General features: G+C 60.5%; 15 protein-coding genes and 2 pseudogenes. 9 read left to right on the top strand and 8 right to left on the bottom strand.

From position 1 onward, the window contains the following. Positions 1-198: 198 nt before the first annotated feature. Positions 199-378, bottom strand: a complete 180-nt coding sequence (locus ACZZZP_RS11070) for a hypothetical protein (protein ID WP_463382740.1) — start codon at positions 376-378, stop codon at positions 199-201. Positions 379-426: 48 nt separating this feature from the next. Between ACZZZP_RS11070 and ACZZZP_RS11065 the strand changes: the two genes are divergently transcribed. Further along, positions 427-702: a hypothetical protein gene (locus ACZZZP_RS11065; RefSeq protein WP_463382739.1), complete on the top strand. Its 276-nt coding sequence runs from the start codon at positions 427-429 to the stop codon at positions 700-702. A gap of 5 nt (positions 703-707) precedes the next feature. Next, entirely contained in the window at positions 708-1,460 is a 753-nt protein-coding gene (locus ACZZZP_RS11060) for an SGNH/GDSL hydrolase family protein (protein WP_463382738.1), read from the top strand. 156 nt (positions 1,461-1,616) lie between these two features. On the opposite strand, the gene ACZZZP_RS11055 is transcribed toward ACZZZP_RS11060, so the two are convergent. The 3 genes and pseudogenes from ACZZZP_RS11055 to ACZZZP_RS11045 all read right to left on the bottom strand — a co-directional run bounded on the left by ACZZZP_RS11055 (position 1,617) and on the right by ACZZZP_RS11045 (position 4,468). Next, a complete protein-coding gene (locus tag ACZZZP_RS11055; protein ID WP_463384696.1) occupies positions 1,617-2,429 on the bottom strand; it encodes an alpha/beta fold hydrolase in 813 nt (270 codons plus the stop codon). Positions 2,430-2,567: 138 nt separating this feature from the next. Further along, a pseudogene (locus tag ACZZZP_RS11050) lies at positions 2,568-3,355 on the bottom strand (SDR family NAD(P)-dependent oxidoreductase). 30 nt (positions 3,356-3,385) lie between these two features. Beyond that, complete coding sequence (locus ACZZZP_RS11045; protein WP_463382736.1) at positions 3,386-4,468, bottom strand: alkene reductase; 1,083 nt, start codon at positions 4,466-4,468, stop codon at positions 3,386-3,388. 158 nt (positions 4,469-4,626) lie between these two features. Between ACZZZP_RS11045 and ACZZZP_RS11040 the strand changes: the two genes are divergently transcribed. From ACZZZP_RS11040 to ACZZZP_RS11030, 3 genes are all read left to right on the top strand, one after another. Next, the gene (locus ACZZZP_RS11040) at positions 4,627-5,214 is read left to right on the top strand and encodes a TetR/AcrR family transcriptional regulator (RefSeq protein WP_463382735.1); all 588 of its coding nucleotides are present in this window, start codon (positions 4,627-4,629) and stop codon (positions 5,212-5,214) included. Between the two features lie 149 nt (positions 5,215-5,363). Further along, the gene (locus tag ACZZZP_RS11035; RefSeq protein ID WP_463384695.1) at positions 5,364-7,625 is read left to right on the top strand and encodes a putative bifunctional diguanylate cyclase/phosphodiesterase; all 2,262 of its coding nucleotides are present in this window, start codon (positions 5,364-5,366) and stop codon (positions 7,623-7,625) included. Beyond that, a complete protein-coding gene (locus ACZZZP_RS11030) occupies positions 7,613-8,482 on the top strand; it encodes a phosphate/phosphite/phosphonate ABC transporter substrate-binding protein (protein WP_463382734.1) in 870 nt (289 codons plus the stop codon). Before ACZZZP_RS11035 ends, ACZZZP_RS11030 begins: the two co-directional genes overlap by 13 nt. Positions 8,483-8,486: 4 nt before the next feature. Here ACZZZP_RS11030 and ACZZZP_RS11025 read toward each other — a convergent pair whose 3' ends face one another. Together ACZZZP_RS11025 and ACZZZP_RS11020 are read right to left on the bottom strand one after the other, a co-directional pair. Then, positions 8,487-9,908, bottom strand: a complete 1,422-nt coding sequence (locus ACZZZP_RS11025) for a pyruvate kinase (protein ID WP_463536946.1) — start codon at positions 9,906-9,908, stop codon at positions 8,487-8,489. Continuing rightward, complete coding sequence (locus tag ACZZZP_RS11020) at positions 9,880-10,365, bottom strand: hypothetical protein (protein ID WP_463536518.1); 486 nt, start codon at positions 10,363-10,365, stop codon at positions 9,880-9,882. The genes ACZZZP_RS11025 and ACZZZP_RS11020 overlap by 29 nt, the downstream gene beginning before the upstream one ends. A gap of 182 nt (positions 10,366-10,547) precedes the next feature. Between ACZZZP_RS11020 and ACZZZP_RS11015 the strand changes: the two genes are divergently transcribed. The 4 genes and pseudogenes from ACZZZP_RS11015 (at position 10,548) to ACZZZP_RS11000 (ending at position 14,138) form a co-directional block, all read left to right on the top strand. Continuing rightward, positions 10,548-10,967, top strand: coding sequence for an arsenate reductase ArsC (locus ACZZZP_RS11015; protein ID WP_463382732.1), 420 nt, complete (start codon positions 10,548-10,550; stop codon positions 10,965-10,967). Between the two features lie 45 nt (positions 10,968-11,012). Then, positions 11,013-11,777, top strand: a complete 765-nt coding sequence (locus ACZZZP_RS11010) for a CHAD domain-containing protein (RefSeq protein ID WP_463382731.1) — start codon at positions 11,013-11,015, stop codon at positions 11,775-11,777. A gap of 420 nt (positions 11,778-12,197) precedes the next feature. Further along, positions 12,198-13,283 (top strand): annotated as a pseudogene (locus ACZZZP_RS11005) (cache domain-containing protein); the annotation flags it as partial. Positions 13,284-13,370: 87 nt separating this feature from the next. Beyond that, a complete protein-coding gene (locus ACZZZP_RS11000) occupies positions 13,371-14,138 on the top strand; it encodes a methyl-accepting chemotaxis protein (protein WP_463536945.1) in 768 nt (255 codons plus the stop codon). 86 nt (positions 14,139-14,224) lie between these two features. Here the strand turns inward: ACZZZP_RS11000 and ACZZZP_RS10995 are convergent, their stop codons facing one another. Both ACZZZP_RS10995 and ACZZZP_RS10990 read right to left on the bottom strand, forming a co-directional pair. Further along, entirely contained in the window at positions 14,225-15,652 is a 1,428-nt protein-coding gene (locus ACZZZP_RS10995) for an aldehyde dehydrogenase family protein (RefSeq protein ID WP_463382730.1), read from the bottom strand. 27 nt (positions 15,653-15,679) lie between these two features. Next, positions 15,680-17,179 (bottom strand): CoA-acylating methylmalonate-semialdehyde dehydrogenase, encoded by a 1,500-nt coding sequence (locus ACZZZP_RS10990; protein WP_463382729.1) that lies wholly within the window; start codon positions 17,177-17,179, stop codon positions 15,680-15,682. Between the last annotated feature and the right edge of the window lie 18 nt (positions 17,180-17,197).

Genomic DNA, 17,197 nt, shown 5'->3' with positions numbered 1-17,197 from the left:
TTTATTGGCATCCAGCCCTTCTGCCGAACAGGAACGTGCACACCCGTGGGAGCGAGCTTGCTCGCGAATGATGGCGAAGGAAATCCCAAAACTGGCGGTTGCAGGAGTTCGCGAGCAAGCTCGCTCCTACAGAAAGCGCGCGTCCATCAGCCGCCTCGGCCGCTTGCAGGTGAGGGGCTTTGAGCAGCTTTTAGCCCACTACGCCAGGCCGGTTTCGCCATACGCCAGGCTACCGTTGCCTGGCGCCTCGCTCACGTCGTTCGCAAGGTAGTGAATGAAGTTGGCCAGCCGCAGGTAATCGAGCATTTCCATGGGTTGCTGTTCGGTGCCTGCGGCGTGTTTTTTGCCGTCGTGTTCAGACTCGTGTTGACAGTTCATCACTTGCTCCAAATACTGTATGCATAACCAGCTTACAGGGATTCGGATATGTCGTTCAACCTCAGCCAGCTTCCAGCCGCCGAACGCACCGCGATTCAGCACCATCGTCAATACTGCTTCGAAAGCTATCAGCGCCAACAAGAGATGGACGCGCAACTGGCGCTGGAAGCGGCATGGGAATTCGGCCGTTTGATGAGCGCGCGGGAAGAAAAGAAAGCCGGCTGGCGCGACTGGGTGTGCCAGCAACTGTTAGCCATGGAAGACCCGCAATTGGTAGCCAAACTGACTCGCCGCTTGAACCTGCACTTGAAGCAACAAGGCTGAGGTCTATGCGCGAAACGCTGATCAAACTTGTCCTCGCACCGTTGCTGTTGCTGCAAGGCCTGTACGTGCGCCGGGTAACGCCGCGACTGCCTGAGCCCGAAGGCGAGCGCGTGGGCACGACAGGAAGTGGCCCGCATCTGCGCCTGCTGCTGTTGGGGGACTCGGCGGCGGCTGGCGTGGGGGTAAACAGTCAGGCTGAGGCGCTGAGCGGGCAATTGGTCGGCAACCTGGCCAGCGAGTTCAGAGTGTCGTGGAAGCTGATCGCGCAGTCGGGCTTGAACACCGCGCAATTGCAGGCATTGGTTGAACGCAGTGTGACCGAGCCGTTTGATGCGGTGGTGGTGTCTATTGGCTTGAACGATGTGACCGGCGGCGCCTCGGTGGCCGAGTGGACGCCGACCATGAACCGGCTGTTGGATTTGCTGCAATGGAAATACAGCACTCGACACCTGTTGATCGCACCGATACCGCCCATGCACGCCTTCCCGGCGTTGCCGCAACCGCTGCGCTGGTACCTGGGGCGCCGTGCCAGGTACTTCAACGCCGGGTTGAAATGGCTGACGAACCGGCGCATGGACTGCCACCTGCAAACGTGCGACTTCCCCATGCAGCGAGATTCGCTGGCCGCCGACGGCTTCCATCCCGGCGCTGCGGCGTACGCGCTGTGGGCCAGCGAAAGCGCGGCGATTTTGCGCGACTGTTTTGCCGATCCGCAGATGTTGAGCGGGCGAGTGGTAGTACCCGAGCGCGCGGGTTAACAGCCATTCCCTGTAGGAGCGGCTTTAGCCGCGATTGGCCGGACCTGTAACCGCCAAATCGCGCCCAAACGCAGCATTATCTTTTTCAGGAATCGCGGCTAAAGCCGCTCCTACAGGTGGGGGTGTGTTTTTTGAAAGAGTGGCGGCCATTCCGGTTCAATCCTCTAAAAACATCGCCGCTCGTTCTACGAAATCTTGGTGATTCTGAAATATCCCGCCATGCCCAGCATCGTCGTAAATGACCAGTTGGGCATTGGGGATGCGCCGCGCCAGGTCGGCCGAGTTCAGCGACGGCACCATGATGTCGTTGTCGCCGTTGGCGATCAGAGTTGGGCTTTTGATGGGGCGCAGGTCGTGTGGCGGCTGTTTGCCCCATGCCTGAATCGCTTTCAATTGGCGCATAAACGCAGCCGGCGACGGCGCTTTATCGCGCTGGTGTTTGCGTTCTTTCAGGCGTTTCAGGAAGGCTTTCGCTGCCTGTTTGCCTTGCGTGCTGGAGGTGAAGAACAGGTAGAACTTGGGGTCGCGCAGGGTCAACAGACCTTTGATCATCAGCGGCCATGACATCGACCAGACGCGGTCGATGCCTGCGCCACCGGCAGGCCCGGTTCCGGTCAGAATCAGTTTGCGCACCAGTTCAGGCGCTTTGAGCACGACGGCCTGTGCGACAAAACCGCCAAGGGAAAAGCCGAGCAAGTCGACCTGGCTAAAACCCAGCGCGCGAATCAGGGCGATCGCATCGTCGGCCATTTCCTCGACGGTCAATCGGGCCGTGCCGCCCGAGCCGCCAATGCCGGGGTAATCGGTGGCGAAGACTCGGCGGGTTTGTGCCAGACCATCGACAATGCGCGGGTCGAAGTTGTCGAGCACCGCGCCCCAGTGGTTGAGCATCACCAGCGGCATGGCGTTTTCTTCGCCGATGGTGCGGTAGGCGATGGGCGTGCCGGCCACGGTAATGGTGCGATTGATGGCGGTGGCGAACTGCGCATCAGGACCACGGGTAGGGGAAATATGAATTGTCACGGTGACCGTGCCTCGGTTCGCAAGCGAACGCTACGAGCGGGGAAGGGCGCGCCGCACCCTGAACAAGGCGCGGCGGGCCAGCGATTACGCTTCGTTGCGATAGCGTGGGGCGACGGTGGATTGCTTCAGGTTGCCAAGAAACGCCTGACGCGCGCCTTGCAAGGTGTCCCAGTACGCCGCGTCTTGCAGAGGCGGAATGGTCACGTTTTCGCGGCGGTCGAAGCCCAGCAGTGCGGCGTCGACCATGTCACCAACTTCCATAATTTCCGGCAGTTGATTGATGTCGATGCCGGCACGGTCCCAGATTTCGGTGCGGGTGGCGGCGGGCAACACGGCCTGCACGTACACGCCTTTTGGCCCCAGTTCCAGGGTCAAGCCTTGCGACAAGAACTGCACGAATGCCTTGGTGGCGCCGTACACGGTCATGTTCAGTTCAGGGCCAGGCCCACGACCGAACCAATGTTGATGATTGAGCCTTCACCGGCCGCCACCAGACGCGGAGCGATGGCGCTGGCCAGGCGCACCAGGGCGGTGGTGTTCAGCGCCACGAGGCGGGCGACGCTTTCGGTGCTTTGCTGGATAAACCCGCCAGACTGCGCCGCGCCGGCGTTGTTAACCAGAATGCCGATGTTGGCGTCTTCACGCAGGCGCGCTTCTACGGCTTCGATGTCGCGCAGTTCGGTCAGGTCGGCGGGCAGCACGTCTACGGAAACACCGTGGGCGGCACGCAGTTGTGCGGCCAGGGTGTCGAGGCGGGCTTTGTCGCGGGCTACCAGAACCAGGTTGTGGCCACGGGCGGCGAAGCGTTCGGCGTACACGGCGCCGATACCGGACGAAGCGCCGGTAATCAGTACAGATTTCAATGCGGTCATGGCGGTCATTCCTTAAGAGAAGAGGGTGGTTTACGCGGTGTACGTCGGGTAATCGGTATAGCCTTTCGCGCCGCCGCCATAGAGCGTGGCGGGGTCGAGTGCAGCCAGCGGTGCATCGCCTTTCAGGCGCTCGACAAGATCCGGGTTGGCAATAAATGGACGGCCAAACGCCGCCAGGTCGATCTGGTTGTCGGCCAGGCGCGCGTTGGCCAGGTCGAGGTGGTAACCGTTGTTGCCAATGTAGGTGCCGCTGAAGCGACTGCGCAGGGAGTCGAAATCAAACGGCGCGACGTTGCGCGGGCCGCCAGTGGCGCCTTCAACCACGTGCAGGTAAACGAGGCCGAGCGCGCTGAGTTTTTCCACCAGATAGTCGAACTGCCCTTGTGGGTCGCTGCTGGACACGCCATTGGCAGGCGACACCGGGGAAATACGAATGCCGGTGCGCTCGGCGCCAATCTCGCTCACCACGGCCGCAGCGATTTCGAGCACGAGCCGCGCACGGTTTTCGATGGAACCGCCGTACGCGTCGGTGCGCACATTCGCGCCGTCTTGCAAGAACTGATCGAGCAAGTAGCCGTTAGCGCCGTGAATTTCCACGCCATCAAAACCAGCCGCAATGGCGTTGGCAGCGGCTTTGCGGAAGTCTTCGACGATGCCTGGCAGCTCGCTGATTTCCAGGGCGCGTGGCTCGGAGACGTCATGGAAACCGTTGTTGACGAATACCTTGGTGGCGGCGCGAATGGCCGATGGCGCTACTGGCGCCGCGCCGTTTTCTTGCAGGTCGACGTGGGAAACGCGGCCGACGTGCCACAGCTGTAGGAAAATTTTCCCGCCTTTGGCGTGTACCGCAGCGGTGACGGCTTTCCAGCCATCGATTTGGGCCTGGGTGTAGATGCCGGGTGTGTCTTGATAGCCCTGGCCTTGTTGCGAAATCTGCGTGGCTTCGGAAATCAGCAGACCGGCCGATGCGCGCTGGGCGTAGTACTCGGCGGCATATTCACTGGGCACAAAGCCAATGCCGGCGCGGTTGCGCGTCAGCGGCGCCATGACGACGCGGTTGGAAAGCGTTAGCGAGCCGAGCGTGTAGGGTTCAAATAGCGTCTTGGCGTTCATGTCTGTTCCACAGTCTTTGAGGTGAGGGCATGCCGACACGCAGTAACGAAGCGGCGGTTTTATGATGTCGAGCATAATCTAACCTGTCAATGGTTTTGATTATGGTCGACATCAGAGTAGTATTCACTGCGTATGTGAACGAAACAGAGGCGCTTGCTATGAAAGTGACAAAAGCCCAATCGCTGGCCAATCGAGCCCACATCGTCGACACGGCGTCGGTGCTTTTCCGCGAACGCGGCTACGACGGCATCGGCGTCGCCGACCTGATGGCGGCGGCTGGCTTTACCCAAGGCGGCTTTTACAAACACTTCGGTTCCAAGGCCGATCTGATGGCCGAGGCCGCTGCGTGCAGCCTGGCCCAGTCGCGCGCTTCCAGCAAAGAATTGGACTTCGCCGGCTTTATCGACCTGTTCCTGTCGCGCCAACACCGTGACTCGCCCGGTAGCGGTTGCACCATGTCGGCCCTGTGCGGCGACGCGGCGCGGCAACCGGCCGACATCAAAGCCACGTTTGCCGAGGGCATTGAGCAGGCGGTCAGCGGGCTGCAGCACAAGCACATCGCCGACGGCAACGCGGCGGACGATCAAGTGCGCGAAAAAATGATCAGCCTGTTGGCGCAGGTGGTGGGCGCCGTGGTGTTGTCACGCGCTTGCCCGGATGATTCGTCGTTGGCCGACGAAATATTGCAGGCGTGCCACCGGCAAATCAGCGCGTCATATACGCCACCTGCGCATCAGCCGGAGTAAACCCGTCTGCGCTCAGATGATGTCATTGTGCCGTCATGTGGGCGCCGTATGCTGGCCATTCAACGTGGCCGGATGATGGTGCAGTGAACCGTCAGTTTTTCTCGTCTCCCCGATTTTTGCAGGTGCTGTGGCTGACCTTGTGCGTCGCGATGCTGGTGTTGCTGTGGGGTTTGTATTTCCAGCAAAAAGCGGCGTCGCGCCAGGAAGCCTTGGCGGCCAAAGCATCGGAGCATCTCAATCTCGCCAGTATCGTTGCGCAGAACCTGCAGCAACTGGTCGACCGTGCGCAGGCCATTGGCCGAGTGACGCAAAGCACGCCGGAAAGTCGTGAGCAAAGCCATCAGGGGCTGGTGCGCATGTTGGCCGAAGACCCGGTGCTCAAACGCATGAGTCTTTACGACAGCAGCGGCAAGCTGTTGTCTGCCAGCCACAACGATGAAGCGCAAACGCTTCCAGCCGCCTGGCTCGAGCAACTGCAGGCGCATACCGCGCGCTACGGCTTCAAAGCGTTTTTGCCTCGGCTTAGCGAGCGCGAGCAAACCTCCTCTTTGCCTAACTGGCGCCTGCCGTTTCTGCTGCCGCTCGCCGACGCCACCACACGCAAGCTCGACGGCGTGCTGTTGGTACAGCTCGATATTGGCTACCTGGCGACGCTGTTCCAGCACATCAATCTGGGCAACAGCGGGCTTATGAGCCTGCTCGACAGCGACGGGCAAGAACGTTTGCGCATCAACAACAGCGGGGTGGTGATTTCCGCCGTGCCGCTGCATTCGACGTTGAACGCCAGCACCGACGAGGTGGGCAAACTCAGCGTTTACCTGAATGGCGAGGCGTATCAAAGCCTGTACCGCCGGGTCGCCGACCGTGGCTTCAGTGTGATGGTCAGCGAGCGCACCGATGAAATTCTGGCATCGCCGCAACTGGCGTTTGGCCGCCAACGCTGGCTCAACCTGGGCATGACACTGCTGATTCTCAGTGGCCTGCTCTGGACGCTGCGTGCCCTGAACAACCGGCAGTTAGCGTTCAGCGCCTTGGAACAGGCGCAAGCGGTGAACCAGGAATTGATCGGTCGCCTGGAGGAAGAGCACAAGCGCAGCAGCCATGCCGCCGCCACCGACCATCTCAGTGGTTTGCACAATCGCCGGCGCTTTATCGAAGTAGCCAAGCGCGTGCTGACCGAGCAGCGCAGTAAGCGGCGTTTGCTGGCGATCTGTTTTATCGACATGGACCGCTTCAAATCGATCAACGATTCCCTCGGCCACAAAACCGGCGATTTGCTCTTGCAGGCTGTGGCCGGGCGCATCAGCCGTTTGCTCGAACCGGGCGACGAGGCCGCGCGTTTTGGTGGCGACGAGTTTGTGGTGCTGTTGGCCGGCGAGCGCACGGAAGAGCAAATCAATGCCTGGGTACGCGCGTTGGTAGCCAAGCTCACGGCGGTGTATTCGCTGGACGAGCACGAGCTCAACACCAGCCCCAGCGTGGGCGTGAGCATTTGCCCGCGCGATGGGCAGGATGTCGACAGCCTGATTCGCCACGCCGACGCTGCCATGTATTCGGCCAAGCGAGCGGGCAGGGGGCAGTTCCGATTTTTTGACCCGTCGTTGAATGTGTCCGATATCGAGGAGTTCACCCTGGAGCAGGCGTTCGGCCACGCCTTGAGCGAGCGGCAGTTTGTGCTGCATTACCAGCCATTGCTGCGGCTGGATTCGATGACGGTGGTGGCTTACGAGGCACTCGTGCGCTGGGAGCATCCCGAGTTTGGTCTGGTGTACCCGGACCGCTTTATCGCCTTGGCCGAGCGCAGTGGTTTTATCGTCGCGCTGGGCTGGGAAGTGTTGCGCCTGGCCTGTGAGGAACTGGCCGACTGGCAAGGGCAGGGCATCACCACGCGGCTGGCGGTAAACGTGTCGGCCATTCAGTTGCGCCAGGGCGATTTTAGCGAGCGCCTACTGAACAAGCTGGCCCGGCACGGCATCGACAAATCGCGCCTGGAACTGGAGATTACCGAAACCACCGTGCTCGACCAGGACGGCATCGCCATTGAGCATTTACATCGCCTGCGCGCCAATGGCATAGGCGTCAGTCTGGACGACTTCGGCCAAGGCTACGCCGGCTTTGCGCATCTGCAATCACTGCCACTGAGCAAACTGAAAATCGACCGGGCGCTGATTGCGCCGTTATCCAACAGCTACGACGACAGCCCGATTGTTTCGTCCACCATCATTCTGGCCAAACGCCTCGGGTTGGAAGTAGTGGCCGAGGGCGTCGAAACCGTGGACCAGGTGGTGTGCCTCAAACTCGCAGGCTGCGACATCGCCCAGGGCTACCACTTCAGCCGACCGCTCTCTGCGCAAAAGCTGCGCGAATATGCGCCGTTCGTTAGCGCCATGGAAAACGCGTGCGCGCAGTAACAGCCCTGGCGGCGCTGTTGCTGTCGGCGCTATTGAGCACTGGCGCCAATGCTCAGTGCACCCAACAAAGCCTGCGCGTGGCGGTGATTCCGAAGAAAAGCATGGAGGCGCTGATGGTGGAATTTCAGCCGCTGTTGCAACGCCTCACCAACACCTTGCATATGCCGGTGGAAATCGTCGCGGCGTCTTCGTATGAAAGCGTGGTGGATGCCATTGTTTCTGGCGGCGTCGATATCGCCTGGCTGGGCCCGGCCTCGTACATTTTGGCGTACCAGCGCGAGCCGCGAATCGAGCCCTTCGCCAGTCTCACCATCAACGAAGGTTTTTTCACGCCGGCCGGCCACCATTACCAGTCACTGCTGATGGTTCGCCGCGACGGCCCCGCAGACGTCAATGCCGTACGCGGTGAAAAAGTGGCCTTGAGCGATCCGGCCAGCACCTCCGGCGGCATTGTTCCCAATGGCGAGTTCGCCGCAGAAATCGGCCAGCCGCTGTCCCGTTATTTCGCCTCGCTGGTGTACACCGGCGCCCATGACAAATCGCTGGACGCCTTGCTCGACGGGCGCGTTGGCGCGGCGTTTGTGTCCAGCGTGCAGGCCGATGGGTACCTCAACAGCGGCAAAATCAAACAAGACACCCTGCGCGTGCTGTGGCGTTCGGCGCCGATTTTCTACGACCCGTACGTGTTCAGCGCCAACGTGTGCGCGCCGTTAAAAGCGCGTATTCGCACCGCCATGCTCAGCGACCCGCAGGCGCTCGCCGAGTTTCTCGCCTCGCAACATGCGTCCGGCATCATGCCGGTCAGGCATGCTGACTATGCGCCGCTGCTGAAGATCATGGAGAAAACTGCGCCTTAGCGGATCAGCTGTGCAGCATTGCCACGTTTAGTTTTCTGAGCAGGTCGCGTTTCTTGTCACGATGGTTTTGCATGCGCTGCAACAGGTCGTCGAGCGTGGCGATGGCCTTGAGAATGTACGGACCCTTGTTCAGCATCACGCACTCGGCCCGCACGCCCATGGCGGCGTCGGTTATTTCGGCGCGGGTAGGGGCGCCGGTTTTGGCCAGACTCTCAAGCACCTGCGTCGCCCAGATCACCGGAACATGGGCGGCTTCGCACAGGCACAGCATTTCTTCCTGCAACTCGGCCGAGCGCTCGAAGCCGGTTTCCACGGCAAGATCACCGCGCGCAATCATCACGCCCAATCGAGGGCGGCGCATGCCGGCGAGCAGCAGTTCCGGAAGCTGCTCGAAGCCACGGCGGGTTTCGATTTTCAGCACCACGCCCAGATCCGGCGCGTTCAGGCGTTCAATGTGCTCAAGCAAGGCATGCACGTCGGCCACTTGGTTGACGAATGACAGCTGCACAATGTCGGCGTGTTTGCAGGCGAACGCTAAAGCTTCGAGATCGTCGTCCGAGAGTGCACCCAGCTGCAAATCGGTGTCCGGCAAATTGATGCCTTTGTCGGCTTTCAACTTGGCGCCGTCGGGCGCGTGGTGAATATGAATTTCCAGTTCGCCGTCACGCCGGGCAGTGATTACGCCGCCGATTTTGCCGTCGTCGAACCATATCGGGTCGCCTGGCATGGCCGCTTCCAGTACCGCCGACGAGGTGCAACTGATGCGCGCGGGCGCAAGCGGTTTGCCGTCTGCATCGAACCGCGCGGCGACACCTTCGCCTTCAAGGCCCAACAGCAATACATCGCCTTCATTGACTGTGATGATCTGAGGGCAGGGCGGAACCGCCTGCACCTTGGCGGAGGATTTTCGGCTAGCCGATTCGTCCAACGCCAGCATCATGCCGGGCACGAAATAAGCGGTTTTCTCCAGCTGCGCCGTGCAGCCGGCTTCTTCCACAGCACTGATAACAAGCGCGCGTTTGGCATCGCGGGCGTCGCGAAAGGCCAGGCGGTCGCCCACCTTCAGCCGGCGCAGCCATGGCTCGGGCAACAGCACACTGTTGTCGACCAAACGGGCAGGGTCGCCGGTTAAGAACACCTCGGCGGGTACCTGAACCCGGCCAAATGCGTCACGCAGCGGTTTCACTTTCAACACCGCCGGCCCCAGCGCCACGGGGCCGGTGCGCAGTTTCGGGCCCGCCAGGTCCATGGCCACCTGACAGGGCTTGCCGAGCTTTTTGCTGGCTTTGCGCAGGTGTTTGATCATATTCAGCCAAGCCGGCGCATCGTCATGGGCGCAATTGATGCGCTGACAGTTCATGCCAGCGGCCAGCAGGCTTTCGACCAGTTCATAGTCGTCAGCGGCTTCGCTGGGCATGGTCACCATAATGCGCACCGAACCGGGCCTGCGGCGCCTCACCAAACAGCGCGGCGCCATGATCCAGCAACGGGTTGGTTTGCAAGGAATTGGCGAGCGGCGACGCTGCACTGGGCGCGCTCGGTTCCTGGCTGGCACCGAGGGTTTTCAACACGTCTATTACACGCTCAACCGAACCCAATGCATCGGCTTCGCAGCGCCCCAGCGACGAGAGACCGAGGGCGGATAATTGCTTTTGCAGCTGGCGGATGTCCTGACGTCTTAGCGCCAGGTAGTGAAGAAGATTGATGGCGCCAGGCAGGTAATCAGGATGAATCGCAGCGAGGTCAACGCGGCTATTGATCGCCTCGCGCATGTCGTCGCGCAGCACCGACAACGCACCGAGCACCTCGGCTAAGGAAACGTCAGCGTTCTCGACATAACCATCAGACGGCAAGGGCGAGGGCAGGGGTTCGTTGCGGCTCATCGGGCATCACCATCGTCAGCACGGGGAAGCGTTCACGCTAGAAGCCGCACATGACAGTTTTTCTACCTGGTGCGGCTGCTCGTCCGCTTTATCGCGCCAAGCGACGTATGGCCGTAAGCACAAGTGTCATACGCAAGCCTTAGGCTCAAGCCTGCCCGCGACTTTCGCCACTGGAGAGACCCATGAGCCAGAAACTACGAGTTCTGTTCGTTTGCATCGCCAACGACGCCCGTTCGCCGATGGCCGAAGCGCTATTACGCCATCTTGAACACGACCATTTTGAAGCCTACAGCGCCGGCATCGAGCCAACCGAAATCGACCCGCGCGCCCTGGAAACGCTGGAACACGCCGGCATTTCAACTGAAGGCCTGCGCAGCAAAGCCCTGGAAGAATTTCAGGATCACGAGTTCGATTATTTGATCGATCTTTGCGACAAGTCGTCTAACGAAGAACAGGTGCTGCCGCGCTCGGCGCAGGTGCTGGTCTGGAACTTCGTGGACCCCACCACCAGCGACCAGCACGACCCGTTTCGCCATGCGTTTCAGGAATTGAGCGACCGGGTGCGGATGTTTACCTTGGTTAAAAACCGTGACATCGAGTAGCAGCGCAACGCTGCTGGATGCTTTGTTGGCTTTAGGGGGAAGTGCATGTCGTTGGTGAACAACATCGTGGCCCATGTTCTGCAATTGGAAGTGGCACTTTTTAATGCAGTCGCACGCTTGGAAAGCAGCACCGACAGCGAAGCGCTGCATGACATACGTACCTCGGTACGGCGCTTGCGCAGCGTATTGCGCCCACTGCGCGGGAGCCGAGGCGTTGAGGCATTGGAAGATGCAGCGAAACGCGTGGGCGCATTGACCACGCCGATTCGAGACCTTGAAGTGCTCGCCGGTGAGTTGCGCGAGCGGGGGCTTGAGGCGCAGGCGCAGGTTCGTGAGCAGCGCCTGGCCGAGCATTACCGCCAGGTGGTGCGCAGCAGCGAGTTGCGTGATTTGTTCGTTGGTTTGGATCTGTGGCCACACGCCATACGCGCCGCCGAGCGCGCCGGGGAGCTGGAAAATTGGCCGGCGCAATTGCAAAAGCGCCTGCATAAACAGCAGGTCAAATTGCTGAAAGCCCTGAGCAACAGTGGCGACGATCCGCATCGCCTGCGTTTGTTGATCAAACGCAACCGTTATGCCGCCGAGGCGTATCCGAAACAGAGTCCACTGTCGGCCGAGTCACGCAAACTGCTGAAAGCTACACAGAGCGGCTTGGGCGCCTGGCACGATCGACATCAGTGGAGCCTAAAAGCCGAGCAGGAATCGGATCTGTTGCGCTTGGAAGACGCATGGCGGCGCGAAGGTGCCGCCATGCTCAAAACCACAGAGGCCAAACTGCGTAACTTGCAGGCCAGTCTGAAAAAGGATTGACTGCGAAGACAGCGCGGTCAGGGAACGAGCGCGCTGAAAAAGTCTGTAGTCGCGTTCGCAGATCCGTATAGGAGTATTCGCATAATGTATATTATGTTAAATCCGCTATACACATCGAAGCTTAACCAGCCCTTCATTTAACCGCTGCAGCAATTTAGGGTTCGATTTAAGGAAACGCACTTTCAGACGTCCTCTTCTTCCGCTTGGAACACTTCGATCAGCATTGCCCGCCAGGGAGAAGCCAAGCCCGCGCCGGCAGTAGTCGTCGAAAAATCTGCCGTCGATCCCTGATTGTCAGCCTAATCTGGTGGCCTCGCTCACCGTCAGGCTTAAGCACAACAGAAATGTGCCGATAGCCCAATATCGCCTGCACAAGCGGCCTCTAGCCTGAGGTCGTCACTTACCTTGGGGACACCGGCAATGAACATTAAGCAAAAGCTGACCTGGGCCTTCGGCGCCATCGCCAGTGTCCCCATTCTGTTGGTGGCCGCCGTGGTAATTTTCAATCTGCGCTCTCAGGCGCAGGCCGATTTCATCGAAGGCAGCGGGCGCGAAATTCGCCAGATAGACAACGCCATGGACATGTTTTTCCGCGGCATCAGTGAGAACGTCGAGTATGTCGCGTCGCTACCGCTGGTGGCGTCGGCTACCGAGCTGAGCAATTACACCAATAGTGATGCGAGCAACACGCCGCTGACACCTTCCAGTAAAGAACTGGAGGTCGAGTTTGGCCGCTTCGCCAAGGCGCACCCCACTACGGCGTATCTCTCTTACGGGCGTATCGACGGTGGCTATGCCACCTGGCCCGCCGACACGACACTGAGCAAGTACGATCCGCGCGTACGTCCCTGGTACAAAACGGCTGTGGCCAATCCGGGCAAAACGGTGCGCACCGCCGCTTACTACTGGGCCCCGGACGACGCGGTGCTTATTGGTACCGTCCGCACGGTGAACGATGAGCAAGGCGCTCTAGCGGGCGTCGTTGGCCTGGATGTTTCGGTCAAGCAACTGACCGACCTCATTAAGCAGATTCGCCTTGGCGAAACCGGTTACCTCATGCTCGTCGAGGAAAGCGGCAACGTGCTGGTCGATCCGAAAGATGCCAGCCATAACTTCAAGTCCTTGGCCGACCTGGGCGACGGTTATTCGAAACTGGCTGGGGTCAAGGGCTTCGTTCAGGTTGAGCTCAACGGCAAGCACTACATGGCTCATGTCTGGCCCTCCCCTACGCTTGGCTGGAACTTCATCGGGCTTATCGAGAATGACGAAGTCATGGCTAAAGCCAACGCGCTTGCTTGGCAGATCGGCATCATCGTGGCGGTGTTGGCCACCGTGTTCGCGCTGCTGGGCGCGGTGTTCGCCAACGTGATCGTCAACCCGATTCATGGGGTGGCAAGCGGGCTGCAAGATATCGCCCAAGGTGACGGCGATCTCACGCGCAACCTGGCGGTAACTGGCAACGACGAGACGGCGTCGCTGGCGAGGTGGTTCAATCAGTTCCTCGGTGCCATCCGCCAACTGGTGCAACGGATTATCGAGGCCTCCACCGCGTTGCGTCACACCTCTGACGGATCTACGCGGGTGGCGCAAGAAATGAACGATGTTGCCGAGCGCCAGCGAAGTGCTGTCGAGATGGTTTCCACCGCGTTCAATGAAATGGTCGCCACCGCCAACGAAGTCGCTCGTTCGTGCAGCGCCGCCGCCAACTCCGCCGATGACGGTCAGCGCCAAGTGCACACCGGACAAACACAGATTGAAGGCGCCACACAAAGTGTTCAGCGTCTAAGCGAAAACCTCAGGCAGTCGGCTGACTCGCTGAAAGAGCTGGAGCAGGACAGCCACAACATCAACAAAATTCTCGACACCATTCGCTCCATTGCCGAGCAAACCAATCTACTGGCGCTGAACGCTGCCATCGAGGCCGCACGCGCCGGCGAACAAGGTCGAGGCTTTGCAGTGGTTGCCGATGAAGTACGCGCTCTGGCGCAGCGCACTGCGGTGTCTACCGGCGAGATCGACACGCTGCTCGGCGGCTTGGCGCGTCGCACTCAAGAAGTGACCAAGCAAATGCAAAGCAGCTTGGAGATGTCGCGCAATAGCGTGGAAAGAATTGGCGAGGCCAGCGTCAGCTTCGAACACATTCGCGGCGCGGTGGACCACATACGTGACCAGAACACCCAAATCGCCACAGCCGCCGAAGAGCAGCACCACGTCGCCGAAGACATCAACCAACACATCGCACAAATCCAGCATGACGCGTTGCTGGTAGAGAAGCTGGCGCAGTCTGCGCACAGCGACTCGCAAGAATTGGCCGGGCTTTCAGAGCAACTACAAGGCTTGGTTGGACGGTTCAAAGCGTAACTACGGGCCTCGGCCTTAACGGTTTTCGCCACCCCCAAAAAAATGCGTTCGGCCCGTCAACAACCCAGGCCGAACGCATTCATTGCTCAGTTACCCCAGCCAACCACGCCTTTGATTTCCAGAAAGTCGTGAATGCCCCAGCCGGCATATTCACGCCCGTTGCCGGATTGTTTGTAGCCGCCGAACGGGGCGAAGGTGTCCCAGTCCGGGTAGTTGAGGTACACGGAACCAGCGCGCATGCGCCCCGCTACCTTGCGGGCATGTTCGATGTCGCCGGATTGGATATAAGCGGCCAGCCCGTAAACGGTGTCGTTGGCCATTTCGATGGCCTGCTCTTCGGTTTCGTACGGAAGGATCGACAGCACCGGGCCGAAGATTTCTTCGCGTGAAATGGTCATCTGCGGTGTGACGTTGCCGAATACGGTTGGCCGCACGTAGTAACCACTGCTCAGGCCTTCGGGTCGGCCCAGGCCGCCGGTTACCAGGGTGGCGCCCTCCTCTATGCCTGCAGAAATCAGGCCCTGAATCTTGTTGAATTGCGCTTCGCTGATCACCGGGCCGAGGGTGGTGGTTTCCTCATTCGGGCTGCCGGTGACCATGGCTTCAGCGGTGGCTTTGGCAATTTCCAGGGCGCGGGCGTGGTGGGTGGCGGGCACCAACATGCGGGTCGGTGCGTCGCAGCTCTGGCCGGAGTTGGAGAAGCAGCCTTGCACGCCTTTGCTCACGGCCACTTCCAGATCGGCATCGGCAAGCACGATATTTGCCGATTTGCCGCCCAGTTCCTGCGCAACGCGTTTCACCGTATCGGCGGCGGCTTTGGCCACAAGAATGCCGGCGCGGGTTGAGCCGGTGAACGACACCATGTCCACTTTCGGGTGCGCCGTCAGCGGCGCGCCAACATCCGGGCCGTTGCCGTTGACCAGGTTGAAAACGCCAGCAGGAACGCCCGCTTGGTGCAGAATTTCGGCGAAGATAATGCCGGTCAACGGCGCGATTTCACTAGGCTTGAGCACCACGGTGCAACCGGCGGCAATGGCCGGCGCCACCTTGCAGACGATCTGGTTCAGCGGCCAGTTCCACGGGGTTATCAACGCGCATACGCCAATCGCTTCACGCACTACGCGGGTGCTGCCGTGCTGCTCGCTGAATTCAAATTTTTCCAATGCGCTGATGGTGCTTTCCAGGTGCGCGCGACCGCTCCAGATTTGCGCGTCACGGGCAAAGTGCAGCGGTGCGCCCATCTCCTGGCTGACGGCGCGGACCAAGTCTTCGTAGCGCAGGTTGTAGACGCGCAGAATCTCTTTCAGCAGTGCCAGGCGCTGTTCGACGCTGGTGATCGAAAACGCCGGAAAGGCTTTGGCAGCGGCGTTCACGGCCTTGTCGACGTCGGCGGCGTTGCCCACGGCAATCTTGATAAAGGCTTGTTCGGTGGCCGGATTGATGACGTCGAGCGTCTGGCCGGATTCAGCGGCAACCCACTGGCCGTCGATGTAAAACTGTTGTGCGTTGTTCATGGTGCCCTCGCTTGAGAATTGGCCGACTTAGCTGTTGCTTGGGAAAGCGAACTGCGCCGCTTCGTGACTGGCACGGCGCGGCCAGCGCTGGGTGATGGCTTTCTTGCGGGTGTAGAACCGCACACCGTCAGGACCATACGCATGCAGGTCGCCGAATAGCGAGCGCTTCCAGCCGCCGAAGCTGTGGTAGCTCACGGGCACCGGCAGCGGCACGTTGACGCCGACCATGCCCACCTCGATTTCATCGCAGAACAGCCGCGCTGCTTCCCCGTCGCGGGTAAAGATGCAGGTGCCGTTGCCATATTCGTGATCGTTGATCAATTGCATGGCCTCCTCCAGGCTGCCGACCCTCACTACGCACAGTACCGGGCCGAAGATTTCGTCGGTGTAGATGCTCATGTCGCGGGTCACGCGGTCAAACAAGGTGCCGCCGACGAAGAAGCCGTTTTCATTGCCGGCCACCTGCAAGTCGCGGCCGTCCACCACCAGTTCTGCACCCTGGGCAACGCCGGCATCGATGTAGCCTTTGACCTTGTCGCGCGCCGCGCCGGTAACCAGTGGGCCCATGTCCAGGCCGCAGCTCGTGCCGGCACCGATCTTCAAGGCACGCACTTGCGGCACCAGTTTGGCGATCAGGGCATCGGCAATCTGCTCGCCCACGCACACCGCCACCGACAACGCCATGCAGCGTTCGCCGCAGGAGCCGTAGGCCGCGCCCATCAGTGCGCCGACGGCGTTATCCAGGTCGGCGTCGGGCATCAGCACGGCGTGGTTTTTCGCCCCGCCAAGGGCCTGCACGCGTTTGCCGCGCTTGGTGCCTTCGCTGTAGATGTATTCGGCAATTGGCGTAGAGCCGACAAAGCTCAGGGCTTTCACATCCGGCGACTCGATCAGGCCATCCACGGCTTCCTTGTCGCCGTGCACCACGCTCATTACGCCTTTAGGCAGGCCGGCTACGATGAGCAGTTCGGCGATATACAAGGTCGAGCTGGGGTCGCGTTCCGACGGTTTGAGAATGAAGCAGTTGCCGCAAACAATGGCGATCGGGTACATCCACAGCGGCACCATTGCCGGGAAGTTGAACGGCGTGATGCCGGCAACCACGCCTACCGGTTGCAGGTCGGTCCAGGCGTCGATATGCGGGCCGACATTGCGGCTGTAGTCACCCTTGAGCAACTGCGGCGCGCCACAGGCGAATTCGACGTTTTCGATGCCGCGTTTCAGTTCGCCCGCCGCATCTTCCAGGGTTTTGCCGTGCTCTTCGCTGATCATCTGGGCGATGGTCGCTTCGTGCTGTTCCAGCAATTGTTTGAAGCGAAACATCACCTGCGCGCGTTTGGCGGGTGGCGTGTTGCGCCAGGCCGGGAAGGCCGCTTTGGCGACGTCGATGGCCTGTTGCAAGGTGGCGCGATCGGCCAGCGCCACCTGGCGAATCACCGCGCCGGTAGAGGGGTTGTAAACGTCGGCGGTGCGGCCGGTGCCGGGCACGCGCGCGCCGTTGATAAGGTGTGGAACAGTGCTGCTCATAACGCTCTCCAGGGCCGC

Source organism: Pseudomonas sp. AC211 (assembly GCF_979258055.1).
Note: the sequence above shows the minus strand (reverse complement) of the source record. Positions and strands in the feature narration are given on the sequence as shown.